The organism is Mucilaginibacter gracilis (assembly GCF_003633615.1).
GTDB classification, from domain to species: domain Bacteria; phylum Bacteroidota; class Bacteroidia; order Sphingobacteriales; family Sphingobacteriaceae; genus Mucilaginibacter; species Mucilaginibacter gracilis.
This window is the reverse complement of the sequence record NZ_RBKU01000001.1, coordinates 6,073,967-6,098,968: the sequence shown is the minus strand read 5'-3', so window position 1 is coordinate 6,098,968 and position 25,002 is coordinate 6,073,967. Positions and strand designations below refer to the sequence as shown.

Genomic DNA, 25,002 nt, shown 5'->3' with positions numbered 1-25,002 from the left:
ACAGAAATTTTATTGTGTTTTTTTGTAAGCGGCTTATGTAAGTTTGCACCCTGTTGGTTATCAATGCCTTCTAAAATTGTGCCGCACGGCATATCTAATTTCAAATTTTACAATCAATTCGTGCTAACTTTTGTTTAAACATTTAATCGATAATCAGATACTATGAGATTAGCCATTCAACGCACATCAGTTAAAGTAAATCCAGATGCCAAACGGGTTATAGCCCGTTTTTTTTATAACGGCGAGGTACGTGCCAAAGAAGTTATACAAAACGTGATGCAACTATCAGAGCAACAGGTTTTTGATATTATATCGCCCATTTTGCAGGAGTACTCTAAACGCCACCGTAATATTACCAAGGTTTTTCAAAGGCACAATAACAAACTCCATAATATATTTGATCAACTTAAAATTGACCAGGAACAGGTTTCAAACTTCCGCAAGTTGCTTATTGGCGCTTACTTTACTCATGAGTATTCTATCGAATCGGCAGCGTTTTTTAATCCGTCGATGATAGAAGATCCCGATCAAAGTGAGTTGGAAGAAGGCGAAAAAAGAATGATAATCAGCTTCAGGGCGGTGGGCGAGGGCCATATTTCTTCAATAGCCTTTAGGCGTGCTTTAATAGATAAGGATAACAATATAGAGGTTATTGGTGCCGGCAACTATATTGATGAGGCCGAAATTATACGCAATGCAGTTTACAATAAAAAGCTGTTTTTTGAGAAGGCGGCCGTTACCCAAATTAATATTTCGGCTTTAAATGAGTTGGAAGACAAGCTGGAAGAAAATTTTGAATACTCGAGCTTGCGCAGAATAGTGCTGGATTCGCAAAAGCTGGAAACCGACGATTTGAAAAAGCTTGAGTTTGACAAAATGCTTTGGTTGGCCGATTCGTATTACGAGATTGTATTTTCGCTGGATACCGATATATCAGACAGGGTAATATTCCCTATATCGGAGTTTGAACGAAAAGGTATTGAAGATGCACGCTTTGTGAAATTTACGCACGACGACGGCTCATGCACTTACTACGCCACTTATACAGCTTATGATGGCGCCATGATAATGCCCAAGTTATTAGAAACCACCGATTTTATTGATTTTAAAGTGCGCCCCTTGTATGGTGCAGGTGCGCAAAATAAAAACCTGGCCCTGTTTCCGAGGAAGATCAATGGTAAATATGTAATGATGTCGCGCATTGACGGGTGGAACAACTACATTATGTATTCCGATAAGATTAACGTTTGGGAAAAACCTATCCGGTTGCAGCAACCTAAGTTTTCGTGGGAGTTTGTACAAATTGGTAACTGCGGTTCGCCAATTGAAACCGAAGACGGCTGGCTGGTAATTACTCACGGCGTAGGAGCCATGCGCCGCTATGTGCTGGGCGTTAGTTTGCTACAGTTGGATGATCCGTCGGTGATTATTGGCCGCCTTAACGAGCCCCTGCTGATACCTAATAAGGACGAACGTGAGGGTTATGTACCCAATGTTGTGTATTCGTGCGGGTCGATAATTCACAACGGCAAGCTTATTTTGCCCTATGGCTTGTCCGACTATGGTTCGTCATTCGCACTTATTGAGTTAAAAGATCTTTTGGCCAAACTTAAAACCGAATCGTAAATATAGCGGCAGGGCCAGGCGCTTTACAGGTGTTTGGCTCTGCTTAGGCAAAAGCGGCTTACTCGGTAAAGGTTACAATGTCTCTTATTTTATCGTCAAGCTCTTTGGTTGCACTTTCCATCATCATCAATTCCTCTTTGGTTGATTGGTAGCCCGATGATTTGAATATCTCCATAAAACCCAATATTGAAGCTACCGGGCGCCGCAAATCGTGCGATTGTATGTGGGCTATATTTTTAAGCGATTCGTTTTTGGCTACAATTTGTTGCTCATGCAGTTTGCGCTCCGTAATATCATTAGCATTAAACGACACTCCTATCGTTTCACCTTCGGCATCGTAACAGGGTTCAAAGGTAATATCCCACCATATATTTTCCGAGGGATATTTAACCTCCCGCTCCTGATGTATCGGCATTCCGTCCAGGGCAATGTTACATTCTTCTTCAAAACGCTGAAGTGCGGGCCCGCTTAATATCTGGTTTACCATTGTGCCGGGCTGCAAGTCGATATTGTAAATTCGCCTTATAAAATTGGCCATGTTTTTATTGTAGGTAATAACATCAAGTTGTTTGCCCAATAGTAAATGGCACGAGGTGCCGCTTTCAAAAAACGAGCGAAGTTTTATTTCGGTATCTTTGGCCTCCAAATATTGTTCTTTAAGTATTTGTAAACTAAACTCAAATTCCATTATCTGCACAATGCGTTTACCCATTATTTGCAGTAAATGCTGTTGAGGACGGGTTAATTGTGGCCGCGGCTGCGGGTCTATAACGCATAGGCTGCCCAGGTTGTGCCCATCGTGTGTGGTTAAGGCGATACCGGCATAGAAACGAATATGCGGGTTTCCGGTTACATGAGGGCTGTTAGCAAAACGACTATCTAAAGTTGCATCCGGAACAATTAATAGCTCGTTTTTGTTGGTGAGGTATTGGCAAAACGAATCCTGGCGCAGCGTTTTATTAATTTCGGTACCAACTTTAAAATTTAAAAAATAAGTATCGTCGTCAATAAGGCTTATTAACGCCACAGGAGTTTCGCATAACTCTGATGCTAACTCTACAATCTCTTGTAAATTTTGATCCTTATCAATGCTAAGGTTCAAAAAACGGTTAACGGCTTGTAGCCGTTCCAACTCTTTTTGGGGCATAGGGGAAATAGAAGCATTAATTGTGAGGCAAGGTGCAAGTGTAAATATAAAATAAATTGAGTAATTTTTAACTTATATATACAATGTTTCCCTAACAAATAATGCAAAAGTTGGTTTGTTTATGTTGCCGCTTTTATTATATCTCTATCTTAAAAGCTATGTTTTCTAAATGGCGTTTATCTTTCGTTATTATATTACGCATACCTTTTTTATTGTTTGGGCAATAGCAAAAAAGCAGGGTAAAAGGTGGTGGTGAACAATTGGTTCAATTATTTTAAAGTTTAAATTGAAAATAACCTTGCACCATTAATTGTAAATATTTAACGTACTTTATATAGCGTTAACCTATACCCATCAATACCCATATTTAAAAAGCATTAGCCCAGTATAGCATGTTAAAGGTGTTAAGAAAGCTCGTTTTATGGTAAAACCAAAAGCGGCTATCGCCGTTCTATTGAAGTAACTTTAAATATGAACCCCAAAATACTCGCTTTTACTAAATATGTGCTTGGCCTTAGGGTATTATTGTTTTTACTTTTTTGTTCGGTAGCTGCTTATGCGCAAATGCCCTTTGATGCCCAAAAACTTAGCCCGGCTAAATTAAGGCGGATAAACCGGCGCGATAGTTTAATGGACAAAAAACGATTTGGCAGAGCTGTGATAGAATTGGGTGTAGACGAGCTTTTCCCCTGGTCGCTGGATAGGTATATCCGTAAGGCCGACTATGCAAAAATATCGTTTAGTACTGTATGGAGCCATTTGAATCCGGGCAGTTGGGAATTTGATAACGACGAATTTCAAACCAACCAATTTGGGCATCCTTATCATGGCAGTTATTATTTTAACGCATTTCGTACCAACGGCCACACCTTTTGGGAATCTGTTCCGGCGGCCTTTGTGGGTAGTTATATTTGGGAAACTGCTGCCGAAAATCAAAACCCGGCCCCTAACGATTTTATTAATACCAGCTTTGGCGGTGTAGTTTTGGGTGAGATGACGTATAGGCTTGCCAATAAAATAATAAATAACCGAAGCCGGGGTTTTAAACGGCAGGCAAGCGAAGTGGTGGCCCTGCTGGTTAACCCTACCAACGGCTTAAACCGCATATTAGATGGTAAGTGGGGCAGGGTGATGCGTAACTCCAACGAGCGCGATTCATCAAAAGTTGCAATGGCTATTGATGGTGGTTTTAGGCGTTTTGGGGCCAACAATATCAACGGACGGTTTGGATGGTATGGGCACTTAAACGTATTGTATGGTACACCTTATGAGGATTATAAAAAAGCTTTCAGTAATATTAATATCAATGTTGAGGTTGGCAAAGATGATAGCTCTAAGGTTAATATAGTAAGCGTGTATGGCTCGTTAACAGGTTGGGAGCTGCAATCGGATAGCAGCATGCGGCATTTGGTTATTTTATCTGCAAATTATGATTATATCCACAACGAGGCTTTTTTTTACAGCGGCCAAAGTGTAAAAATGAATTTGTTTTCGCAGTTTATGCTTAGCCATAAAATTAAACTGAATACAATAGTGGGTGCCGGGCCGGTTATACTGGCAGCCGTGCCGGATATGTATTTGTACAAGGGGCGCAACTACGACTATGGTTCGGGCCTTGGGTTTAACGGTAGCTTAAAGTTAACCTTTGACCAGCGTTTTGCTTATGCCATAAACTACAGGGGCGGATGGCTAAAAACCATAAACGGAAATGCATCGCACTATTTTTTGCATACGGTATCAAACGAAGTTAGTTATGGTTTTATAAAAAACACTGCGCTGGTGGCAGAGTGGGGCTATTTTATACTCAAAGGGCATTATGATAAGCATCCCGAAGTAAATAACACCTATCCGTATTTACGGGCATCGGTTAGGTATAGTTTGGATTTGAAATAAAGGGGAAACTGCGGTTTGCCTGTTAATTTTATAACAGTTATTATGGCTTTAAGAGCCTTTGTTTTTCTTGCCGCTTAGGCGATAGCAATTTGATAAGCCGTGAACGTTTTTTAGGTGCAATTTTTTCAATGAGCCATTGGGGCAGGTGAGGGCGTATTTTATCAAACAGCGCAGCCATAGTTTTATTATTAACCAGCCCTGCTCCTTTTTGCGATATGCTGCCAACCAAAGCCTTTACTATAAAATTAGATTTACGCAACAGCGTTTTGTTAAGGGTAAATGATAGCAAAAATTTAGAAATTAAAGTACCAATATCATAATCGGCTAAACCGCTTGCCTGGCTGCGGGGTTTATTTTTTTGAAACAAGGCCGTAATAGTCCCCAGTAATGCCCGGGGACTATTAAAATGCCTTTTAAGTAAGGTTTCTTGCCCGGCCTTAATTTGTTTTAACCTGGCTATTTCCAGTTTAAGGTCGGTGGCGTTGTTTATGGTAACATCCATAACTTTAAATTTTACTGTTTGCCGCTAAACATCGAAAATATCCAGAATATGATGCCAATAATTACCAGCACGGCAACAATGCCAACTACGGCACCTGCTTTAAATATCCCTCCAATAACCGAACAACTGCTCAGTGCAACCATAACAAGGAGCAATAACGCAATATTTAATTTTTTCATTTTCAATTTTTTAATGTGGTGTTATAACAACAATATAAAGCCTGTGTTTTTTTATTAGGGTTTCATCCTAATAAAAGGTTAAAATTTACATATTGTTTTAATTGAACAATATTTTAACTGATACAAAATAAGGCGGGCGGGGGCTGTAATTAACAAGCAGAACTTGAAATTTTGATAATTATTTTAAACTATATGGTTAATGCAATGTTAATTAAACATGAGCAATGAGGTTTATCTTTTATTAACAGGTTTAGACCAATGCCCGGATATTATTTACTCCCGGAATACTGAATTACGGATAAAGGTTTTTTGCCTTATAGACACGCCATACACACAAGAGGTTAACGAAATACAGCTATACGGCTATATTAACGGTAGCTTAATGGTATTTGAAACCGTTAACATACAGGCCGACGATGCGCTGGATATGATAGCCGCCATAAGGTGGTATGCTAACTATATGGGTTTCCCCGAAATGGAGATATTACCCGATGACCCCCGTATTGACAGGGAGATAGCCGTTTAGCAAGTTAATTACATAAAAGCTTCCCACCATTTATTAACATACCCTTTGGCATTATAAGTATAGGTTTCGCCGGGGGCGGGTAATATAAGGTCAATATTTTTTTGGTTTGCGCATTCAATAACCCGCTCGGCAGGGTATGTCCAGGTATGGAAGGCCAAATTAAAGGTTCCCCAATGTATAGGCATCATCAGTGTAGCATTTAATGCCAATTGCGCATCGGTAGCGTTATCGGGCCCCATGTGTATATCTTTCCATAAATCGTTATAGGCACCTACTTCAAGCATGGCGATATCAAAGGGGCCAAGTTTTTCGCCAATCTCTTTAAACAGCGGGTGTATGCCCGAATCGGCACCGTAATATACGTTATGAACGGGGCCTTTAATTGCATACGAGGCCCACAAAGTTTGGTTGCGGTTAAAAATACTCCTGCCCGAAAAATGGCGTGACGGAGCGGCTGTTATTTTAAATCCGTTGCCCAAATCAAGTTGCTGCCACCAGTCAAACTCGGTTATTTGCTGCTTAGGTATTCCCCATTTTTCAAGTATGGGGCCAACTCCTAACGAGGTATAAAACGGTGTACCTTTTTTGGATAACTGTACAACTGTTGCATCATCAAGATGATCGTAATGGTCGTGCGAAATAATGATACCATCCAGGTGCGGCAATTGATCCAACGGTATGGGTGAAGGGAAAAACCGCTGCGGCCCTAAATATTGTATGGGCGATGCATTGCGCCAAACCGGGTCGGTTAAAAAACGTTTGCCATCAATTTCTATAATTAGCGATGAATGACCAAGCCACGTGATACGAAGCGTGCTAGTAGGCAGGTTGTTTAGTTTGCTATAATCAACAGCAAAGGGGCCGGGCGTTTTAGCGGGTTTAGTATTAGGATGTTTTTTTATAGCTTCGGCAAGTAATTGCATGGTATTGCCATCGCCACCGGTTTTGGTAGGGATAGGGTTTACAAAAACTTTACCGTTAAAATTTGGCGACGAATACATAGATTTTTAAGCGTATCGTTTAATATTTAAATTTCTAAAATAGGTTAATTAATTGACATAATTGGATGCTTTGGTCATGCTAAAGTATTTATTGAGATGTTTAAAACCATGGCAATAAAATTTGTGTTAAAATTGAATTGTATTTGCAAGCATCAAAAAAAATAGCAAAATATGCCTCATCTTTTTAGTCCGCTAACCATTCGCGGCGTTCAACTCCGAAACCGCATAGCGGTATCGCCCATGTGCGAATATTCAAGTACCGACGGTTTTGCCAATGATTGGCACCTGGTGCATTTAGGTGCTATGGCCGTAGGAGGTGCCGCTTTAATAATAACCGAAGCCACGGCGGTATCGCCCGAAGGCAGAATATCACCCGCCGATTTGGGCATATGGAAAGATGAGCATATTGCCATGCTGGAACGTATAACCACCTTTATTAACCAACAAGGTGCGGTAGCGGGTATACAGTTGGGCCATGCTGGCCGTAAAGCCAGCCATACCGAACCCTGGAGCGGTGGCAAACAAATACCGGTATTAGGCGGCGGCTGGCAAACGGTAGGTGCAAGCGGCGTAGCTTTTGGACATGACGTAGAGAAGCCGCTTGAACTTGATAAGGAAGGTATTGCCAAAGTAATTGCCGATTTTAAGGCGGCTACCTACCGTGCTATTAAAGCAGGTTTTAAAGTGATTGAATTACATGGTGCGCACGGGTATTTGATACACGAGTTTTTATCACCTTTGAGTAACCAGCGTACCGATGAATATGGCGGCTCGTTTGAAAACCGCATACGCTTGCTATTAGAAATTATCGATACTGTAAGAGGAGCCTGGATTGCCGAATATCCGTTATTTGTACGTATTTCGGCTACCGACTGGACACCTGACGGCTGGACGGCCGAAGATTCGGTAAAGTTAGCGGCCATATTAAAAGAAAAAGGAGTTGATTTGATTGACTGCTCAACCGGTGGTAATGTACCTAAAGCTGCAATACCCGTTGGCCCTGGCTACCAGGTGCAATTTGCAGAGGTGGTAAAAAAAGAAACCGATATTTTAACTGCCGCTGTTGGTATGATTACTACGCCCCAACAAGCCGATGAAATTATACAAACCGGGCAGGCCGATTTAGTTTTGCTGGCCCGCGAACATCTACGCGACCCGCATTTTGCTTTACGCGCCGCACATGTATTGGGCCACGATATAAAGTGGCCATTGCAGTACGAAAGAGCAAAATGGTAACATTTAATTGAAATGAAATAAGTAATTTCATCCTATCATCATAAACTAAAAAAATAAAAATGAAACGTACCGCAAAAGCACACTGGAATGGCACCTTACAAGCCGGATCTGGCAAAATTTCTACCCAAAGCACTGTATTGAATGATACTCAGTTTTCTTTTAAAACACGCTTTGCCGACGGCGTTGGCACAAACCCCGAAGAGTTAATTGCTGCTGCACATGCAGGCTGTTTTACTATGGCCGTTGGCGCTGCTTTAACCCAGGCTGGTTTTACACCTAACGACCTGGATACACAAGCGGTGCTTGATTTGGATATGGCTGCATTATCAATAACCGGTATCCATTTAGAACTAACTGCATCGGCAATTGAGGGTATTGATAACGCCAAATTTCAAGAAATTGCCGAAGGTGCAAAAGCAAATTGCATTATCTCGAAAGCATTAAACGTGCCTATAACTTTAACTGCAACTTACGCAGGTTAATTAGTAATTAATATTGAATACCTAGGGTGTACCATGATGAGTGGTTCGCCCTTTTTTGTTTGTATGTATTTAAAACACTGCGTTTTTACATTGAAAATGACATACTTATTTTGTACATTTCATGCATATTTTAGATATGACGGTTTTTGATCAAATAATGATAGGCTCGGGTGTATGCTGGACGATAACCTATTTACTTATCATCAGACGCGGCATGTTTGATATGAGTTACGGCATGCCTGCCGCGGCTCTGTTTGCCAATTTAGCCTGGGAAACTATTTACTCTTTTGTGTTGCCGCACTCGGCGCCGCAATTAATTGTGGACCGAATATGGTTTGGTTTTGATGTATTGATATTGCTGCAATATTTGCGTTTTGGGCCGGTTATAGCACGGGTACGCCGCACGTGGGCGTTTTACGCTCAGTTTTTGCTGGGTTTTAGCATAACCTGTTTGCTCATTGTATTTTTAAGCAGCGCCCTTAAAGACCAATATGGTGCTTATGCGGCCTTTGGGCAAAATTTAATGATGTCGGTATTGTTTATTGCCATGCTTCGCGAACGCAAATCAGTTGGGGGCCAAAGCATGTATATAGCCTTGTTTAAGTGCCTTGGTACTTTATTAGCCTCAATTGCATTTTATACACAAACAAAAACCTATAGTCACTCGGCATTAATGCAATTGCTGTTTGTGGCCATTTTTATTTATGATGCCTTGTATGTAATTGAGCTGTATAAAGAATTAAAGGCGCGGAAAATTAAACCATTTAAAAGGTTTTAGCTAATAAATAGTTTAATGTTCCGTGCCTTTTAATGAGATGTGGATATAAACTCGCTTACTTTTTAATAAACGAGTAAACTACATAGGCGGCCCTGCCGTCGGCGTTTACGGGTACTTTTAGCGTCATGCTTGAGTTATCAATATTAGCTATAACAAGGCGGTAGCCACTGTCGATGTTTTTCACCTTATCGCCCTGGTATACTTTTTTGAATTGGAACATAGACTGCTCGCCTGCACCCGGATTGTAGTACGACCAATAAATGCTTTGCGCTGTTCCGTCCGTTAAAGTATATACCGCATTGCCACTGTTTGTTAATTGCCATGTGCTACCAACAAAAGCATTTGGCGAAGCCTGGTCGAACACTTTAGATACTGCATTGCCTAAAATACCTTCGTAAGTAACGGAGGTAATTGTCCAGGTGCCTACAAATTTACTGCGGTCTACCCCGGCGGTTTTGTTAACCACCGTACAGCCGGTTACCAATATAATTACTGCTAAAAAATTAACGCTGATTTGAATAATACGTTTCATAAAAAAATAATTGTTTTAAAGTTTGCCTTAACATAAGCACAAACCCTGCCAAAAATGATATAATCCTTTTAAACTTAAAAATGTTTGATGGAGTTTAGTATAAAATCGAGCCTTTGTTTAACTGTGGTATCGCCGGATATTTCTAAAAAACCATTATTTAATTTTTTAATCCACTCACGGTGTACCTGCAACGTGCGCCCCATGCCACGCCCACCCGGGCTTATGGTAGTATTATCGTCGTAGCCGGATGCCCAGATAATAAAATCCTGGTATTGTTTGTTTCTTAACTCATCGGTGAAAATAATATCGCCGTAACGTTCAAATTCGCGCTGCTTTAAACGGGCTATGCGAACATCGTGCGGGATTAGCAAAAATACAGTAAGATCAAAAAGTGGCGGAAAGCTATCGCCCCATTGCACTATGGAGCCACCTAATATCCAATTTTCATTTTCCGCGAGTTGCTGATGTAAAAGCGCGTTTCTTTCTTCGGCATCCCGGCGTATGGTGAATGGCGGGTTGCTCTTTTCCCAAAAAAATTGGTCGGCATCAAAATAAGGGTAACCTGTTTTTTCGGCCAATGCCAACCCCAAGGTTGTTACCCCCGAGCCCGAAGCACCAAAAATATGGATCTTCATTTTTTTAGTAAGCTTTTATGCGATGGCCTTGCTGCGCGCAATTACTTCCTGGTAATAGCTTTCGTAAACAGGTAGTATCAGGCTTAAATCAAACTCTTTTGCCCGTGCAAGCGAGTTGTTTTTAAAGGTATCAAGCCGCTCGTCGTTTTCTAAAATATAGATGGCTTTTTCGGCCATGCCGTCAATATCTCCCGGCTCGCACATAAAGCCCGTTACGCCTTCAATATTCAGTTCGGGCAAGCCACCTGCATTAGAGCTAATTACGGGTACACGGCAAGCCATGGCTTCCAACGCGGCCAGGCCAAAGCTTTCTGATTGTGATGGCATCATAAACAGATCGGACACTGAAAGTATTTCTTCAATTGCTTCCTGTTTTCCTAAAAAACGAACGTTATCGGTAACATGCAAATCGCGGCAAAGCTGTTCGCATTCTGATCGTTCGGGCCCATCGCCAACCATCAACAATTTAGACGGTATGGTTTTGTTTACAATGGCAAATATCCGGATAACATCCTGCGTGCGCTTAACTTTACGGAAGTTGGATGTATGGATCAATATTTTTTCGCCTGCGGGTGCTATAGCTTTTTTAAAGTGATCTTTAGCTTTCATGCTAAAGCGCTTTAAATCAATAAAGTTTGGTATTACCCTTATTTCGTTTTCTATCTCAAAAAACTTTAAGGTGTCGTCCTTTAAATCCTGCGAAACGGCGGTTACTCCGTCGGATTTATTGATGGAAAAGGTAACTACCGGTTTATAGGTACGATCTTTACCAACCAGCGTAATATCGGTGCCGTGCAGTGTGGTAACCACCGGTATATGAATACCGTAAGTAAGTAATATCTGTTTAGCCATAAATGCCGCCGAAGCATGCGGAATGGCATAGTGTACATGCAAAATATCCAGGTTTTCAAACCGTACCACATCAACCAGTTTGCTGGCCAGGGCAAGCTCATAAGGCGGATAATCAAACAGTGGATATTTGGATATAGATACCTCGTGATAAAAAAGATTTTCCGAAAAAAAATCGAGGCGGGCGGGTTGGTTATAGGTAACAAAATGTACCTGGTGGCCATTATCGGCCAGGGCTTTACCCAATTCGGTAGCTACAACACCACTGCCGCCAAAAGTAGGATAACATACAATTCCAATTTTCATCGGTGAGTTTCGTTTTTAAATTGTGATGAGAAGGTGTTGTATAATAATAACGTTGCACAAAACATTTTCACCAGTTTGATGGGTTTACTATAAAACCATCTGCACCGCACATAGTTTTAATTTGTGCCGAAGGTAGATGCATTATTTACATTTAATGTGAACGGTATGTAAAAATTAAAACGCTGACAAATGGGTTACGAAGCGGAGAAATTGCTATAAGATCAATTTCTCCTTGACTTATCAAAAAAAACGAAGCTTTTATTTTTGAAATTCATAATAGTTGTTTTCGTTACCACATCCTAAGTTAATAGCGGGGTTTATACCTTTACTAAAATCAATTATAATTTTGTTTTTGCAACCGGGTATTTCAAAATACAGTTTATTTTGGATAATGCGCTGCGGTAGTTCATCTGTTGAATTCAAATGGTAACTCCCAACATATAAGTGTTGTTTATCATAAAAAAAGATGTGGCTTTCGGCTGTGGGACTGTTCTTTAAATTAAATAAATACGAAAACGAAATGACATCATATTCTTGACCAGATTTTGTTTTCATACGCCCTAAATATCTGCCTTGAAATCTTTCTGAATCGTTTATTTTTTTCTTTATTAATTTACCTTTCAAACCATTTAAAACCAATGTTTTATTGAACTTGTTTTCCTCGTATTTATAGTCAAAGGGATTGAATAAAATTGAGGTTTTTAAAACGAGCAAGAACAAAAATATTTTCATCTCTAAATTTTAATTACCCTTCGCAATAGCTTCGTAAATAGCATCCTGGATGCGGCCGCGTATTTTTAGTTGCGATAACTTGTCGCTAACCTTGGGGTTTACCCTGTTTGAAAGAAAAATATATACCAGGTTACTTTTAGGGTCAACCCAAACGCAGGTGCCGGTATAGCCTGTATGCCCATAAGTTTCGGGCGAGGCCAGTTTTGATGGATAACCCAGGCTAATGTTTGGATCCCACCTGTCGAAACCCAAACCACGGCGGCTATTATCAGAGTATTTAGCGGTAAACATTTTTACTATCTCTGGTTTCAAATATTGTACGCCCCCATAAGTGCCGCCGTTAAGTACCATTTGATATAAAATTGCCACATCGTTACTGTTGGCAAATAAACCTGCGTGCCCTGCAACGCCGCCAAGCAAGGCTGCGGTAGGATCGTGTACGTAGCCGTCCAGCAATGCGTGGCGGTCTTTTTCGTCGTTTTCGGTTGGGATAATGCGATCTTTTTTAAAGCGGTATAAAGGCAAAAAGCCCGCCGTTTGCATACCCAGCGGCGTATAAAACTGTTGCTGAACGTAAATGTTAAGCGGCACCGCCGTTATGTTTTCTTCAACCTCTTTCATAAACAACATACTCAGGTCGCTGTACACGTATTTGCCTCGGGTGCGTACCGGCGAGTTCAGCATATCGGGGTACATTACATCCTTAAAATAGTCTTTCCTTAAAAAATAGTTGTCGTTTACCTTGGTTGGGAAAGCGGCAGACGAATCGGCACTATAATCGGTAGGTTTAATTTTGGTAAAAGTGGCAATATCCGGTATCAATCCGGCTTCATGCAATAAAAGCTCGCGCACCTTAATATCGCTTTTGTTGGTTGCCTTCGCCTTGGCAATATAATAACCCAGGGTTGAGTCGAGGTTCATTTTACCGTCGCCGGTTAGCTTCATGGCCGTCATGGTTGTTGCCGATATTTTGGTCATAGACGCCAAATCAAAAATATCGGTAATATTATCGGGTATCAGGTCATCATAGGTGTGGTAACCATAGGCTTTGTTAAAAATTACCTTACCATCTTTAGCTACCATAACCACACAACCCGGCGTGGCATGCTGACTGATGGCTTCGCGCGCTATATCGTCAATAGCCAGCAGGTTGTTGGCGTTAATGCCCGCATCCTCCGGAACGGTATATTGCAAACGGGTTTTAGCAGTTAAAAACCCAGTACCGTACCGGTATTTTACCGAAAAGCCCTTGGGTAGTTTTTGCGTTACCGCGATACCGCCAAAAATTACCTGGGCTGCATAACTGGCAGATAATGCGGTTTGCCTTTCCGTCCAAACAATGGGTGCGGTAACGGCATCCAGGGGGGCAAGGGCGGTGCCCTTACCAAATACCACTAACACAACATTCTTTAGTTTTTTGTTGCTGTTAATAAAATCTATCAGCGGCTTGTTGTTGGTTTCGGTTTCGCTTAATGATACAATAATGGTGTTGTACATTTTTAACTCGTCAGTCAGATCGGCAAGGCTGCTTTGCCCTGTGTATGTATTACCGTTAAAGGACTGAACTTTGGTATACTTGTTTAGCAAACTATCAAACATGGCCGAAAACGCGTAGCTAAAATGCACGCTCGCCACTTTACCCTGATCGAGGTTTTGGATAGGAATAAATTGTTGCTCGTTATTAAGCAGCACGGTTGACTGTTCTATTAACCGTTCTTCGGCTAAAATAGATGCATTGGCCGCGTGCGGGTTTTGTGCGCATGCCGTTTGTAATAGGATAACTCCGGCAAAAATGGAAGCTAAACAGTGGTATATACTAATTTTTCTCATAAACTTTTTCTCCGTTAACATACGTTTTCATCACCTTTACGGTAGGTAATTCGGTATCGTTAATTTGCATAATATCCTGGTTGAGCATCACAAAATCGGCATATTTGCCAACTTCAATGCTGCCTTTTTCTTTTTCTTCAAAATTGCTTTTTGCCGCCCATATGGTAATGCCCATTAAGGCTTGCTGGCGGCTTAATGCGTTTTCTATCTGGAAGCCCTTGTTTGGCCATCCTTTTAAATCTTTACGCGCTACGGCGGCGTAAAAGGTGTACATGGGGTTAATGTTTTCTACGGGAAAATCTGTACCGAGCGGTACCCATCCGTTTTGATTGAGCAATTGTTTGTAGGCATAAGCACTTTTGATGCGTTTAGGGCCCAAACGCTGTATTGCCCATTTCATATCAGATGTGGCATGTGTGGGCTGTACCGATGGTATGATGCTATTTTGTCCAAATAGTTCAATATCATTTGGCGACAGTACCTGCGCATGTTCTATGCGCCAGCGCTTATCATTTTTCCCCTTTAAAACACCGGCATAAATTTTAAGCATAACACGGTTTGCCGAATCGCCAATGGCATGGGTACACATCTGGAAACCATTATCGGCTATTTTTTTTGCGACATCTTTAAAATGCTGTTCGGGACTGAGCAGAAAGCCTTTCCATTTTTTTTGATCGCTATAGTCGGCCAATAAACAGGCCCCGCGCGAACCAAGCGCACCATCAGCATAAACTTTAAAGGCCCGCACATTTAAGCGGGATGTTTTTATAATGCCATGTTTAATTAAGTAGGTATAGTTTTCGGGTTTATCGGCAAGCATTACATACAAGCGCATTTTTAGTATACCCTCGTTTTGTAATTGTTTTATGGGTGCCAGCAGTTGGTAATCAAGGCCGCAATCATCAACAGTAGTTAAACCAACGGCAAAGCAATTGCTTTGTGCATTGGTAAAAGCACTTTGTACTTGCTCATCACTAGGGGGCGGCATTTTATGCTTTACCAGGCCCACGGCATTATCAACTAAAATACCGGTAAGTTTGCCATTAACGGTTTCAATTTGGCCGCCTGCAATGGTTTGGCCAGGTTTAATGCCGGCTATATTTAGTGCAGCCTGGTTAACTATTGCGGCATGGCCGTCTATACGGGTAAGCATTACGGGCCTTGCCGGGAAAAGCGAATCGAGCTTGCTTTTGTTAGGAAATTGCTTTACGGCCCAATGGTTTTGGTCCCAGCCGCGGCCAATGAGCCAGCCATCGGTATTGTTTTTTGAAAACGCCAGTACCGAATCAACTATCGCCGTCCAACTGGTTGTGCCAACCAGGTTTGCCTGTTCCAAATCAATTCCATAGTTATAAAAATGTGCATGAGCATCAATAAAACCGGGGTATATTGCTTTTTTACCGGCATCAAGCACCTGCCGGGCATCATATATTTTTTCCAGACTATCGGTTTTGCCCACGGCTACAATTTTACCGCCGGTTACTACAAATGCATTTACCGTATCAAAATTATTATTTACTGTATAAACCCGAGCATTTTTAACCAGGAGGTCGGCTCCGTGTTTTTTTGATTTACAGGCTATTACAAATAAAAGCAGTAGCGGCAACAATTTTTTCATTGTGTTTTTCAATATAAATAAGATGTCATTTTATGTAAGGGATGTACGTATAACACAAATTGAACAGTAAAGTTGTGGCATCATTTTTCTAAATTAGCAACGAAATTGAAATTGAAGGGAATTTTTTTAAATGTCTGATATAATCCAACTTTTACCCGACTCGGTTGCTAACCAAATTGCAGCGGGCGAAGTGGTGCAAAGGCCGGCGTCGGCCGTAAAAGAACTAATTGAAAATGCCATAGATGCCGGGGCTGATAAAATACAACTGATACTAAAGGATGCCGGAAAATCATTGATACAGGTGATTGATAACGGTTGCGGAATGAGCCTTACCGATGCCCGTATGTGTTTTGAACGCCATGCCACGTCAAAAATACGAAAAGCCGAAGATTTATTTGCCATCCGTACCATGGGTTTTAGGGGCGAGGCCATGGCATCAATAGCAGCCATAGCGCAGGTTGAGTTAAAAACACGCCGTGTTGAAGATGAATTAGGGACGCTGATAGAAATTGAAGGATCGGAAGTTGTTAAGCAGGAGGCCTGCCAATGCAATGCCGGAACATCCATTTGCATTAAAAACCTGTTTTATAATATCCCGGCCCGCCGTAATTTTTTAAAGGGTAACCCGGTAGAAATGCGGCATATTATTGATGAGTTTCAGCGTGTAGCGTTAGCTAACCCGCAAATATTTTTTACGCTTCACCACGATGGGCAGGAGGTTTACCATTTACCTTCCGCAAGTTTAAAGCAACGCATTATCCATTTGCTTGGCAATCAATATAACCAGCGTTTGGTACCGGTTGAGGAAGAAACTTCTATCATAAACCTGAAGGGCTACGTAGGCAAGCCCGAGTTTGCGCGTAAAACCCGCGGCGAGCAGTTTTTTTTTGTGAATAACCGCTTTATTAAGGATGGCTATTTAAACCACGCCGTAATGACGGCCTTTGAGGAGTTGTTGCCCGATGAAAGTTATCCGCTGTACGTTTTGTTTATTGATATTGACCCGGCCAAAATTGATATTAACGTTCATCCCACCAAAACGGAAATTAAATATCAGGACGAAAAATCAATTTATGCCATTATCCGCTCGGCGGTAAAGCGTTCGTTGGGCAGGTATAATATTACACCTACAATTGATTTTGACCAGGAAAATAGCATAGAGCATTTAATAACGGCCAAGCCGCTCGAAGATATTGTTGCGCCAAGTATTAGTTTTAACCCCGATTTTAATCCGTTTGCAGCCGAGAGTACAACCAAGCGCGATCCTAATTTCAGGAACCACGGCGATTATCAAAAATCGGCAATTCCGGCAAACTGGGATACCCTGTACCAAATAAGCCAGCGTGATGCGCCGCAGCAGCACCAAATGGATACGGGCGAACAAAAGGTTGAGATAAACGATGAACAGGTGATTAAATCGAGCGAGAGGCAACTTTTTCAGATTCATAACCGTTTAATATTATCGCAGATCAAGTCGGGCTTTATGCTTTTAAATCAGCAATACGCACACGAAAGGGTACTGTACGAACGTTTTTTACAGCAGTTAGAAAATCATTCGGGCGTAAGCCAGCAAACTTTATTTCCGCAAAGCGTTACCCTTAACGGAGCCGATTTTGAGATGCTGCGCGAACTGCTGCCAGATGTGCGTGCCCTTGGGTTTGATATACGCGAGTTTGGTAAAAATACCGTTGTAGTTGAGGGTATACCAGCCGAATTGCCCAATGCCAACGAGCACGAATTATTAGAGCATTTATTAGAAGGTTTTAAAAACAACCTTGCTATTTTAAAGTTAGATAAACGGGATAATTTGGCCCGGGCGCTGGCGCGCAACGGTGCCATTAAAGCAGGCACCAGGCTATCACTCGAAGAAATGAATATATTGGTAGATCAGTTATTTGCCTGCCAAATGCCCAATATATCATTGAGTGGCAAGCCCATAATTATTACATTTACTTTGGCCGAACTTTTAGAAAAATTTGAAAAATAACAGCGTTTACGCAAACATAACATGAGTAATTACAGGCAGTCGCCATTGGCTAATTTAACACCGGTAGTAAAAAACTTACTAATTATAAATATTATTTTTTATGTAGCTACCTGGTTATTAGGTAGTCATATTAATATGGTGAGGCTCTTTTCGGCATTTTATTTTGATTCTGAACTTTTTAAGCCCTGGCAAATTATTTCGTACATGTTTATGCACGACCCCAATAATATCATGCACATCATTGGCAACATGTTCGCCTTGTTCATTTTTGGGCCCGCGCTCGAACAAACAATGGGTTCAAAGCGCTTTTTTAATTTTTACTTTATATGCGGTATAGGTGCATTGTTTTGTAACATGGCTGTACAAGCCATAGAAATTCATAATATTGTTAGAACGTACACCGTTGTTGACTGGACAGTTTTAGAAGGCTCGCCAGCTTATCAAAAAATGGCAGAGATTTATTATACGCCAATTTTGGGAGCGTCGGGAGCGGTTTTTGGGATATTGATAGCCTTTGCAGTACTTTTTCCGGACGTTGAGTTAATGCTTATATTTTTCCCGATACCTATTAAGGCAAAATATTTTGTTTCGGGTTACGTGGTTTTTGAATTAATTTCGGGACTGGGGCAATTTAAGGGCGATTCGGTAGCGCATTTTGCGCACATTGGCGGAGCACTATTTGGTTTTATTATGATAAAAATATGGGGATTAAACCGGCGCGACAATTTTTACCACTAAATTTTGTTAATTAAATTATGAGCACTATTTGGGAAGAGATACGTTTTAAGGTAATACATTCTGGAAGAAAAGTAAACCTGCTTATAGGCATTAATGTAGCAGTATTTTTGGTGCTGGGCATTGTTTACGTTTTCGAGTTGTTAATTACCCGGCAGGATTTTTTTCACGATCTGATAGTTAGCTACCTCGCACTGCCATCGTCACTTCCAAAGCTCTTAACCCGTTTTTGGACACCTGTTACTTACATGTTTATGCACGATGGTATTTTCCACATCCTGTTTAACATGTTATGGTTTTTTTGGATAGGCCAAATTTTTGAGGAATATCTTGGAGGTAAAAAATTATTAACCATTTACTTTTTTGGGGGTTTGGCAGGTGCCTTTTTTTATGTGGCGGCGTACAATTTATTTCCGCTTTTTTCTGAGGTTAAGGCGGTTTCAACCGTTGTAGGTGCTTCGGCCTGTGTTATGGCTACCATAGTTGGTACAGCAACACTATTACCCAATTATAGCATTTATCTGATGTTTTTAGGCGAGGTAAAGTTAAAGTGGATTGCAATTGTTTATGTGGTATTTGATTTTTTAAGTATTGTTGGCCCTAATGCCGGTGGCGAGTTAGCACACCTTGGCGGGGCTTTAATAGGCTTTATTTACGTAAGGCAATTAAACCGTGGTAACGATTGGGGAGATGGGATAAGCAAGCTTTTTAAATCCAGATCAAAGCTTAAAGTGGTGGTTAAAAATTCGGCGGGGAGCGTGAGCAGTAAGCCACGGCAGGATGAGATAGATAATATTTTAGATAAAATTTCGAAGGTTGGATATGATAGCCTGAGCAAGCAGGAAAAAGAAACATTATTTAGAGCGAGTAAAGATGATAGGAGCTAAAGGCAGGCTCGGTTTTTTCGACCGTATTATTCTCTTTATCAACTATTGTTTTGCGTTTGCTTTATTGGTGAGCTACCTGGCACCGTTTACCGACCCTAAAAGTTTTTGGCTTATTGCTTTTTTTGGCCTGGCCTATCCGCCTTTGTTGCTTGTTAATGGTTTGCTGGCACTTTATTGGCTGTTTAGGTTTAAAATTCAAATTTTGATATCTGTTTTAAGTGTGGCCGTAGGATGGGGAGTGCTTCAAAAAAATATAGGTTTCCATAATAAAACCGACACCGACCGGGCCAAGGCCGACGGAAGCCAGATTAGGATGATGGCGTATAACGTGCATAGCTTTAATTCGCCGATGGATTATAATATCCCAACCCGGCGCGAAATTTTGCAGATTATAAAAGATCAGCAGCCCGATATCATCAACATGGAGGAGTTTTACTCCACAAGCAAGGGCCGTACAGCTATGTGCGATTCGATAAAGAAAATACTTCAAACTTCAAATTATTACTTTAAACCATTTGGCAGTCAGCCTGATAATGGCAGCGGTTTGGCCATCGTATCAAAATACCCGATTGTTAATCATGGGGTAATTATGCTGGCTTCGGATAATTCGGATACTAAGGCTATTTTTGTTGATGTTACAATAAACGGTAAAACAATAAGGGTTTATTGCGTGCATCTCCAGTCGTTCTTATTTTCCGCTCAGGATCATATTTATATGGATAGCGTAACGCAACAGCGCCGAACCAGCATCACCGGGTCGCGGCGCATTGGTAGTAAACTCAAACTGGGTTTTATCCGTCGCAGCGATCAGGTTAAGGTGATGAAGGCCGAAATGGCCAAGTGTCCTTTTCCATACATCATAGCCGGCGATTTTAACGATACACCATCATCGTGGGCGGTTAACCAAATGGCCGATGGTATAAAAAACGCATTCCGCGAGCAGGGAAGAGGCCTTGGGCGCACCTATAACGGCGATATCCCCAACTACCAGATAGATTATATTATGGTGAGCCCGCAGTTTAAGGTAATGAATTACACCGTGATAGAAAAAAAGGCGTCGGATCATTACGCCGTCCGCAGCGATTTATCGCTTCCCTAAAAATCAATAAAAAGCAGTGCCTGATTAACTGTTTGCCGAAATTATGTAAGTTTGCCACATGGAACAAAAAGTATTTGTTTACAATACACTAACCCGTAAAAAAGAAGAATTTAAGCCCCTTAACGCTCCGCATGTGGGCATGTATGTTTGTGGCCCTACCGTTTATAGCGATGCCCATATGGGCAATGCACGTACTTATATATCATTCGATTTAATTTTTAGGTATTTAACCCATATTGGTTACCAGGTGCGTTACGTGCGCAATATTACCGATGCCGGTCACCTTGAAGGTGATGCCGACGAGGGAGAAGACAAAATATCTAAAAAGGCAAAATTAGCGCAATTGGAGCCTATGGAAATTGTGCAAAAGTACACCGTAGGTTTTAGGGATGTGATGAGGATATTAAACACCTTGCCACCAAGTATTGAGCCCACGGCAACCGGCCATATTATTGAGCAGATAGAACTGGTAAAAATAATTATAAAAAAGGGCTACGCTTACGAAGTAAACGGATCGGTTTATTTTGACGTGGAAAAATATAACCAAACTAAAGATTACGGCGTGCTAAATGGCCGTAACCTTGACGATATGCTGAACAATACCCGCAACCTGGGCGGGCAAGACGATAAGCGCGGTAAACTTGATTTTGCCCTTTGGATAAAAGCCAAGCCCGAGCATTTAATGAAATGGCCTTCGCCCTGGGGCGTTGGTTTCCCGGGTTGGCATTTGGAATGCTCGGCAATGAGTAATAAATACCTGGGCGAGCAATTTGACATACATGGCGGCGGTATTGATTTGGTGCCCACGCACCACACCAACGAAATTGCACAAAACATAGCCTGCTGCGGTAAAAACCCGGCAAAGTATTGGGTACATACAAATATGCTAACGGTTAACGGGCAAAAAATGTCGAAATCGTTAGGCAATAGCTTTTTGCCCGATGAATTATTTACCGGCAATAATACCATTTTAAGCAAGGCCTACAGCCCCATGACGGTGCGGTTTTTTATGCTGCAAACCCACTACAGCAGTACGCTCGATTTTTCGAACGATGCCATGGAAGCATCAGAAAAAGGCTTTAAACGCCTGATGAATGCCTTTGCATTGGTTGACGGACTGAAAGTATCTGCACACAGTGATGTTCAGTTAAACGAGATAGAAAATGCCTGTTATGCTGCCATGAATGATGATTTTAACAGCCCGGTGTTAGTTGCCGAATTGTTTGAAATTTCGAAGATCATTAATTCGATATATGATGGTAAAACCAGTATCGACGCTAAAAATTATGAGGTTCTTAAAAACATCATACAGCATTTTGTGGTTGATATACTGGGCTTAAAAAACGAACAAGCCGCCAACGATGAGTTACCCAAGGTGATTGACTTTATTATTAACTTGCGCAGCGAGGCCAAAAGCAATATGGATTACGCCACATCCGACAAGATACGGAACGGCTTACAACAAATAGGCTTCCAGCTAAAAGATAGCAAAGAAGGCACAACCTGGAGCAAAATATAATAGCCAAGGCTATTCATAAAATCATAAATAAACACCAAGTACGTTATATATAAAATAATGGCGGCCCGTTTTAATAATCAAATTTTAGGGCGCTAATTTACTATCACTTCCATACATGAAAACAATAATTGCAAGTTCTCTATTAATAATATGCCTTTCGGGGATGGTTTTTGCACAAAAGGCGCAGGTTAAAACCGTGGTTGACGCCGACGAAACCTTTGATAAAACCGTTGCCCGTAAGGGGATAAAAGATGGTTTTTTATCGGTACTTGATGATGAAGGCGTGGTATTTAAGCCCAATGCCGTTAACGCTAAAGAGTTTTACAGCACCATTGATAAGCAACCCGGTAACCTAACCTGGCAGCCTAAATTTGCACGCATATCTGCCAATGGTGATCTGGCTTTTTCTACCGGGCCATATACTTATCAAAACAGTAAGGCCGATACCGATAAGGTTTACGGCCACTACGTATCGGTATGGCGCACAAGCGGCGATAGTAAATTAAAGTTGTTGATAAACCTTGGTGTGCAGCACCCCGAGCCGGAGCAACAAGAAGTACTGGACTGTAAAGAGCCCGAAGCCGAGGTTACACCTCCAAGCAAAGACCCCTTTAAAAATAAACGGATAATATTAGCTACCGAAGAACAGTTTAACCATTCGCTTACTTTATCGGCAATGGCTACTTATAAGGAGTTTTTGGACGAAGATGCACACTATTATTTCCCTGGTTTTGAACCTTTTGTTGGGAAAGACAAAATTATGAAATTTGTTAACAACGAGGCTATCTCTATTGTTGCCAAAACAACCAGTGCGGGCCGCTCGGCAAGTAGCGATTTGGCTTATAGCTATGGGGTAGCGCAGATTAAAAAGGGGAATATTACAGCCGACTATAACTATGTACGCATTTGGGACATGGACTCCCAACACAGGTGGAATATATTATTAGAAGTGTTCTCCTCGGTAGAGAAATAGTTTGCCAATGTGCAAATGAGTAGATGTGCGAATGTGCAGATGAGTAGATGCGCAGATTATTGGGAATAATTTATTTCATTTACAAATTTGCACATCTACTCATTTACATTACTTTTTCATTTCTGTTTTAATGGCTCTTTCAAATTCGTTAACATGTTGCGAGCCAATAATATAAATGAGGCCATCGCGGTCTGTTAAATGTATGGCATCATTACCGGAAGTAAAAAACCGGATGGTGCCTTTTTTATGTAAGTTGTAAACCGGGTTGTTAAATAAGTAACGGCTATAGTTTCCTTTTTCAACCTTTACAATGCTGTTTAAATCAATTTTTACCAGACGGGTTGTCCAAAGGCCGTTTAAAATAATGCTGTTATTTTGCACGGTGGTGCGGAAATGCAGCAAAAAGCCCATTATAATTGATATAATCAAAATTCCAAAACCTACTACCAGCAGTAAATCGCTGTTACGTTCGCGGTCGCCGGTAAAAAAGTAAATCACAAAGCAAAAAACTACTAAAACTAATCGTATGGTAATGGGTATCCATTCGCGGCCCAGGTATTGTTTTTCCAAAAAGGCAGGTTTGTCGCTCATAAGTTCAACTTGTACAGTTCGAAGATAATAACTTTTTTGGTGTGTGCGGTTACTTTATAGCGTTCGTCGCTACGGTAACCACATATCCAAATTACCTCGTTATTTCCGTTAACTAATATAGGTATTTGGTTTTTCTCATTCAGGGCAATTTTTTCATTTACAAAAAAATCGCTTAACTTTTTTTTACCCTTCATTCCCATCGGGTAAAAGTAGTCGCCCTGTTGCCAGGTGCGCAGTGTTAACGGATATATTAATGCGTCCGCATCAACCGAAAGTGCCATGGGGTTATCACGCACAATAAGCGGCGAATCATCGTGCAGCAAAGTAAGCTTAAAGCCGGCATAGCTAACCTCGTTATCGTCCGGTTTAATTACAACGGGGTGAGGAGTAGTGGTGCGTTTGCTTAATACCAGTTTATCTCTGTCGAGTACTAAAATGTAAGCCGGGGCTTCAAAAACGCGGCCAGCGTGCTTATTTAAAGCCGATAACATATCCTCAATTACCTGTTCGCTAAAACCAAAGGGGTTAAGCAGGCCAAATAGTAATAAACGTTGCGGTTCAAGTTGCTCAATTGCAGCTATCGGGATATAAAAATCGTCGCCGTGCGGTATTAACACCTTGGGCATAATTTCGTTAAGCTTATTTTGGAGTAATAATTCCAGTTCGCGGAAGCGTTTAATATTGCTATCAAAGGTTTCTTCAAGCTTTGGGTTCAGTTCTTTAAGGTGCGGAATTACCTGGTGCCTTATTTTATTACGCGCATATTTAACGGAGGCGTTAGAGCTATCTTCCATATACGCCAGGTTATTGTTGGCAACCAGGTTGTCAATTTCGTTGCGGTTTAAAAAAAGCATTGGCCTTACAATAAGGCCGTTTTTGGGTAAAATACCATGCATGCCGGCAATGCCTGTGCCGCGTGTTAGGTTAAGCAATATAGTTTCTACCGAGTCGTTTTGATGGTGCGCTACTGCAATGCAGTTATAGCCAAAGTTATTGCGGATGTGCTCAAACCAAGTATACCGCAGTTGGCGCGCGGCCATTTGGGTTGATATGCCATTTTGTTTAGCGTAACTTTGGGTATCAAAATTTGTGGTGTGGAACGCAACCCCAAAACTATTTGCGAGGTTATTAGCAAAAGCTTGTTCGGCCAGGGCCTCGGCGGGCCGCAGTTGAAAGTTGCAATGTGCTATGCCAAAATTAATGCCGCTTTGTTGTAGCAAATGTGCCAGCAAAACCGAATCGCGCCCGGAGCTTACAGCGGCAAGCACACTGTGGCCGGGCTCAAAAAGACGGTGCTTTTCAATGAAATTTTTGAATTGTTGTATAGGCAGCATTCATC

The 25,002-nt window shown here is 41.4% G+C and carries 24 protein-coding genes; 12 read left to right on the top strand and 12 right to left on the bottom strand.

Translation table 11 applies throughout. The annotated features are described in order from the left end of the window. Positions 1-162: 162 nt before the first annotated feature. Positions 163-1,626: a glycoside hydrolase family 130 protein gene (locus BDD43_RS27175; RefSeq protein WP_121201368.1), complete on the top strand. Its 1,464-nt coding sequence runs from the start codon at positions 163-165 to the stop codon at positions 1,624-1,626. A 58-nt stretch (positions 1,627-1,684) separates the two neighbouring features. Here the strand turns inward: BDD43_RS27175 and BDD43_RS27170 are convergent, their stop codons facing one another. After that, positions 1,685-2,773 carry a GAF domain-containing protein gene (locus BDD43_RS27170; RefSeq protein ID WP_121201367.1) on the bottom strand — a complete coding sequence of 363 codons (1,089 nt, stop codon included), beginning with the start codon at positions 2,771-2,773 and terminating at the stop codon, positions 1,685-1,687. 471 nt (positions 2,774-3,244) lie between these two features. Between BDD43_RS27170 and BDD43_RS27165 the strand changes: the two genes are divergently transcribed. After that, a complete protein-coding gene (locus BDD43_RS27165) occupies positions 3,245-4,666 on the top strand; it encodes a DUF3943 domain-containing protein (protein ID WP_121201366.1) in 1,422 nt (473 codons plus the stop codon). Between the two features lie 40 nt (positions 4,667-4,706). On the opposite strand, the gene BDD43_RS27160 is transcribed toward BDD43_RS27165, so the two are convergent. Continuing rightward, a complete protein-coding gene (locus tag BDD43_RS27160) occupies positions 4,707-5,168 on the bottom strand; it encodes a hypothetical protein (RefSeq protein WP_121201365.1) in 462 nt (153 codons plus the stop codon). Positions 5,169-5,179: 11 nt separating this feature from the next. Beyond that, positions 5,180-5,347, bottom strand: coding sequence for a phosphatidate cytidylyltransferase (locus tag BDD43_RS27155; RefSeq protein ID WP_121201364.1), 168 nt, complete (start codon positions 5,345-5,347; stop codon positions 5,180-5,182). A 217-nt stretch (positions 5,348-5,564) separates the two neighbouring features. Here BDD43_RS27155 and BDD43_RS27150 point away from each other — a divergent pair, with 217 nt between their 5' ends. Further along, positions 5,565-5,873, top strand: a complete 309-nt coding sequence (locus BDD43_RS27150) for a hypothetical protein (protein WP_121201363.1) — start codon at positions 5,565-5,567, stop codon at positions 5,871-5,873. An 8-nt stretch (positions 5,874-5,881) separates the two neighbouring features. On the opposite strand, the gene BDD43_RS27145 is transcribed toward BDD43_RS27150, so the two are convergent. Next, positions 5,882-6,874, bottom strand: a complete 993-nt coding sequence (locus tag BDD43_RS27145) for an MBL fold metallo-hydrolase (protein ID WP_121201362.1) — start codon at positions 6,872-6,874, stop codon at positions 5,882-5,884. A gap of 171 nt (positions 6,875-7,045) precedes the next feature. On the opposite strand from BDD43_RS27145, the gene BDD43_RS27140 reads away from it, so the two are divergent. The 3 genes from BDD43_RS27140 to BDD43_RS27130 all read left to right on the top strand — a co-directional run bounded on the left by BDD43_RS27140 (position 7,046) and on the right by BDD43_RS27130 (position 9,370). Further along, positions 7,046-8,110 carry an NADH:flavin oxidoreductase/NADH oxidase gene (locus BDD43_RS27140; protein WP_121201361.1) on the top strand — a complete coding sequence of 355 codons (1,065 nt, stop codon included), beginning with the start codon at positions 7,046-7,048 and terminating at the stop codon, positions 8,108-8,110. Between the two features lie 59 nt (positions 8,111-8,169). Then, positions 8,170-8,592 (top strand): OsmC family protein, encoded by a 423-nt coding sequence (locus BDD43_RS27135; RefSeq protein WP_121201360.1) that lies wholly within the window; start codon positions 8,170-8,172, stop codon positions 8,590-8,592. Between the two features lie 121 nt (positions 8,593-8,713). Further along, positions 8,714-9,370: a transmembrane-type terpene cyclase gene (locus BDD43_RS27130; protein ID WP_211339741.1), complete on the top strand. Its 657-nt coding sequence runs from the start codon at positions 8,714-8,716 to the stop codon at positions 9,368-9,370. Between the two features lie 55 nt (positions 9,371-9,425). On the opposite strand, the gene BDD43_RS27125 is transcribed toward BDD43_RS27130, so the two are convergent. The 6 genes from BDD43_RS27125 to BDD43_RS27100 form a co-directional block, all read right to left on the bottom strand. Beyond that, on the bottom strand, positions 9,426-9,902 hold the full coding sequence (locus BDD43_RS27125; protein WP_121201359.1) for a lipocalin family protein: 477 nt from the start codon (positions 9,900-9,902) through the stop codon (positions 9,426-9,428). 74 nt (positions 9,903-9,976) lie between these two features. Continuing rightward, positions 9,977-10,537, bottom strand: coding sequence for a P-loop NTPase family protein (locus BDD43_RS27120; protein ID WP_121201358.1), 561 nt, complete (start codon positions 10,535-10,537; stop codon positions 9,977-9,979). A 15-nt stretch (positions 10,538-10,552) separates the two neighbouring features. Next, positions 10,553-11,692 carry an N-acetyl-alpha-D-glucosaminyl L-malate synthase BshA gene (gene bshA, locus BDD43_RS27115; protein ID WP_121201357.1) on the bottom strand — a complete coding sequence of 380 codons (1,140 nt, stop codon included), beginning with the start codon at positions 11,690-11,692 and terminating at the stop codon, positions 10,553-10,555. Positions 11,693-11,950: 258 nt separating this feature from the next. Further along, positions 11,951-12,424 carry a hypothetical protein gene (locus tag BDD43_RS27110; RefSeq protein WP_121201356.1) on the bottom strand — a complete coding sequence of 158 codons (474 nt, stop codon included), beginning with the start codon at positions 12,422-12,424 and terminating at the stop codon, positions 11,951-11,953. A 9-nt stretch (positions 12,425-12,433) separates the two neighbouring features. After that, positions 12,434-14,254, bottom strand: coding sequence for a serine hydrolase domain-containing protein (locus BDD43_RS27105; protein WP_121202143.1), 1,821 nt, complete (start codon positions 14,252-14,254; stop codon positions 12,434-12,436). After that, positions 14,241-15,872, bottom strand: coding sequence for an amidohydrolase (locus BDD43_RS27100; protein ID WP_121201355.1), 1,632 nt, complete (start codon positions 15,870-15,872; stop codon positions 14,241-14,243). The genes BDD43_RS27105 and BDD43_RS27100 overlap by 14 nt, the downstream gene beginning before the upstream one ends. A gap of 130 nt (positions 15,873-16,002) precedes the next feature. On the opposite strand from BDD43_RS27100, the gene mutL reads away from it, so the two are divergent. The 6 genes from mutL to BDD43_RS27070 all read left to right on the top strand — a co-directional run bounded on the left by mutL (position 16,003) and on the right by BDD43_RS27070 (position 23,072). Then, a complete protein-coding gene (gene mutL / locus BDD43_RS27095; RefSeq protein WP_121201354.1) occupies positions 16,003-17,859 on the top strand; it encodes a DNA mismatch repair endonuclease MutL in 1,857 nt (618 codons plus the stop codon). A gap of 21 nt (positions 17,860-17,880) precedes the next feature. Then, complete coding sequence (locus BDD43_RS27090) at positions 17,881-18,597, top strand: rhomboid family intramembrane serine protease (protein ID WP_121201353.1); 717 nt, start codon at positions 17,881-17,883, stop codon at positions 18,595-18,597. 17 nt (positions 18,598-18,614) lie between these two features. Next, positions 18,615-19,481, top strand: coding sequence for a rhomboid family intramembrane serine protease (locus BDD43_RS27085; protein ID WP_121201352.1), 867 nt, complete (start codon positions 18,615-18,617; stop codon positions 19,479-19,481). After that, positions 19,468-20,580, top strand: coding sequence for an endonuclease/exonuclease/phosphatase family protein (locus BDD43_RS27080; protein WP_121201351.1), 1,113 nt, complete (start codon positions 19,468-19,470; stop codon positions 20,578-20,580). Before BDD43_RS27085 ends, BDD43_RS27080 begins: the two co-directional genes overlap by 14 nt. Before the next feature lie 58 nt (positions 20,581-20,638). Continuing rightward, on the top strand, positions 20,639-22,099 hold the full coding sequence (cysS, locus tag BDD43_RS27075) for a cysteine--tRNA ligase (protein WP_121201350.1): 1,461 nt from the start codon (positions 20,639-20,641) through the stop codon (positions 22,097-22,099). A gap of 115 nt (positions 22,100-22,214) precedes the next feature. Further along, on the top strand, positions 22,215-23,072 hold the full coding sequence (locus BDD43_RS27070) for a DUF4440 domain-containing protein (RefSeq protein ID WP_147425756.1): 858 nt from the start codon (positions 22,215-22,217) through the stop codon (positions 23,070-23,072). Positions 23,073-23,180: 108 nt separating this feature from the next. On the opposite strand, the gene BDD43_RS27065 is transcribed toward BDD43_RS27070, so the two are convergent. Further along, a complete protein-coding gene (locus BDD43_RS27065; RefSeq protein WP_121201348.1) occupies positions 23,181-23,663 on the bottom strand; it encodes a hypothetical protein in 483 nt (160 codons plus the stop codon). Further along, positions 23,660-24,997 (bottom strand): tRNA lysidine(34) synthetase TilS, encoded by a 1,338-nt coding sequence (tilS, locus tag BDD43_RS27060; RefSeq protein WP_121201347.1) that lies wholly within the window; start codon positions 24,995-24,997, stop codon positions 23,660-23,662. The genes BDD43_RS27065 and tilS overlap by 4 nt, the downstream gene beginning before the upstream one ends. Between the last annotated feature and the right edge of the window lie 5 nt (positions 24,998-25,002).

Excerpts from the sequence above, each read along its gene's own strand:
- cysS (WP_121201350.1), top strand. The coding sequence starts at position 20,639 with ATGGAACAAAAAGTATTTGTTTACAATACACTAACCCGTAAAAAAGAA.
- BDD43_RS27175 (WP_121201368.1), top strand. The coding sequence starts at position 163 with ATGAGATTAGCCATTCAACGCACATCAGTTAAAGTAAATCCAGATGCC.
- BDD43_RS27160 (WP_121201365.1), bottom strand. The coding sequence starts at position 5,168 with ATGGATGTTACCATAAACAACGCCACCGACCTTAAACTGGAAATAGCC.
- bshA (WP_121201357.1), bottom strand. The coding sequence starts at position 11,692 with ATGAAAATTGGAATTGTATGTTATCCTACTTTTGGCGGCAGTGGTGTT.
- BDD43_RS27170 (WP_121201367.1), bottom strand. The coding sequence starts at position 2,773 with ATGCCCCAAAAAGAGTTGGAACGGCTACAAGCCGTTAACCGTTTTTTG.
- BDD43_RS27090 (WP_121201353.1), top strand. The coding sequence starts at position 17,881 with ATGAGTAATTACAGGCAGTCGCCATTGGCTAATTTAACACCGGTAGTA.
- BDD43_RS27125 (WP_121201359.1), bottom strand. The coding sequence starts at position 9,902 with ATGAAACGTATTATTCAAATCAGCGTTAATTTTTTAGCAGTAATTATA.
- BDD43_RS27100 (WP_121201355.1), bottom strand. The coding sequence starts at position 15,872 with ATGAAAAAATTGTTGCCGCTACTGCTTTTATTTGTAATAGCCTGTAAA.
- tilS (WP_121201347.1), bottom strand. The coding sequence starts at position 24,997 with ATGCTGCCTATACAACAATTCAAAAATTTCATTGAAAAGCACCGTCTT.
- BDD43_RS27085 (WP_121201352.1), top strand. The coding sequence starts at position 18,615 with ATGAGCACTATTTGGGAAGAGATACGTTTTAAGGTAATACATTCTGGA.
- BDD43_RS27165 (WP_121201366.1), top strand. The coding sequence starts at position 3,245 with ATGAACCCCAAAATACTCGCTTTTACTAAATATGTGCTTGGCCTTAGG.
- BDD43_RS27135 (WP_121201360.1), top strand. The coding sequence starts at position 8,170 with ATGAAACGTACCGCAAAAGCACACTGGAATGGCACCTTACAAGCCGGA.
- mutL (WP_121201354.1), top strand. The coding sequence starts at position 16,003 with ATGTCTGATATAATCCAACTTTTACCCGACTCGGTTGCTAACCAAATT.
- BDD43_RS27110 (WP_121201356.1), bottom strand. The coding sequence starts at position 12,424 with ATGAAAATATTTTTGTTCTTGCTCGTTTTAAAAACCTCAATTTTATTC.
- BDD43_RS27150 (WP_121201363.1), top strand. The coding sequence starts at position 5,565 with ATGAGCAATGAGGTTTATCTTTTATTAACAGGTTTAGACCAATGCCCG.
- BDD43_RS27120 (WP_121201358.1), bottom strand. The coding sequence starts at position 10,537 with ATGAAGATCCATATTTTTGGTGCTTCGGGCTCGGGGGTAACAACCTTG.
- BDD43_RS27145 (WP_121201362.1), bottom strand. The coding sequence starts at position 6,874 with ATGTATTCGTCGCCAAATTTTAACGGTAAAGTTTTTGTAAACCCTATC.
- BDD43_RS27065 (WP_121201348.1), bottom strand. The coding sequence starts at position 23,663 with ATGAGCGACAAACCTGCCTTTTTGGAAAAACAATACCTGGGCCGCGAA.
- BDD43_RS27080 (WP_121201351.1), top strand. The coding sequence starts at position 19,468 with ATGATAGGAGCTAAAGGCAGGCTCGGTTTTTTCGACCGTATTATTCTC.
- BDD43_RS27105 (WP_121202143.1), bottom strand. The coding sequence starts at position 14,254 with ATGAGAAAAATTAGTATATACCACTGTTTAGCTTCCATTTTTGCCGGA.
- BDD43_RS27155 (WP_121201364.1), bottom strand. The coding sequence starts at position 5,347 with ATGAAAAAATTAAATATTGCGTTATTGCTCCTTGTTATGGTTGCACTG.
- BDD43_RS27070 (WP_147425756.1), top strand. The coding sequence starts at position 22,215 with ATGAAAACAATAATTGCAAGTTCTCTATTAATAATATGCCTTTCGGGG.
- BDD43_RS27140 (WP_121201361.1), top strand. The coding sequence starts at position 7,046 with ATGCCTCATCTTTTTAGTCCGCTAACCATTCGCGGCGTTCAACTCCGA.
- BDD43_RS27130 (WP_211339741.1), top strand. The coding sequence starts at position 8,714 with ATGCATATTTTAGATATGACGGTTTTTGATCAAATAATGATAGGCTCG.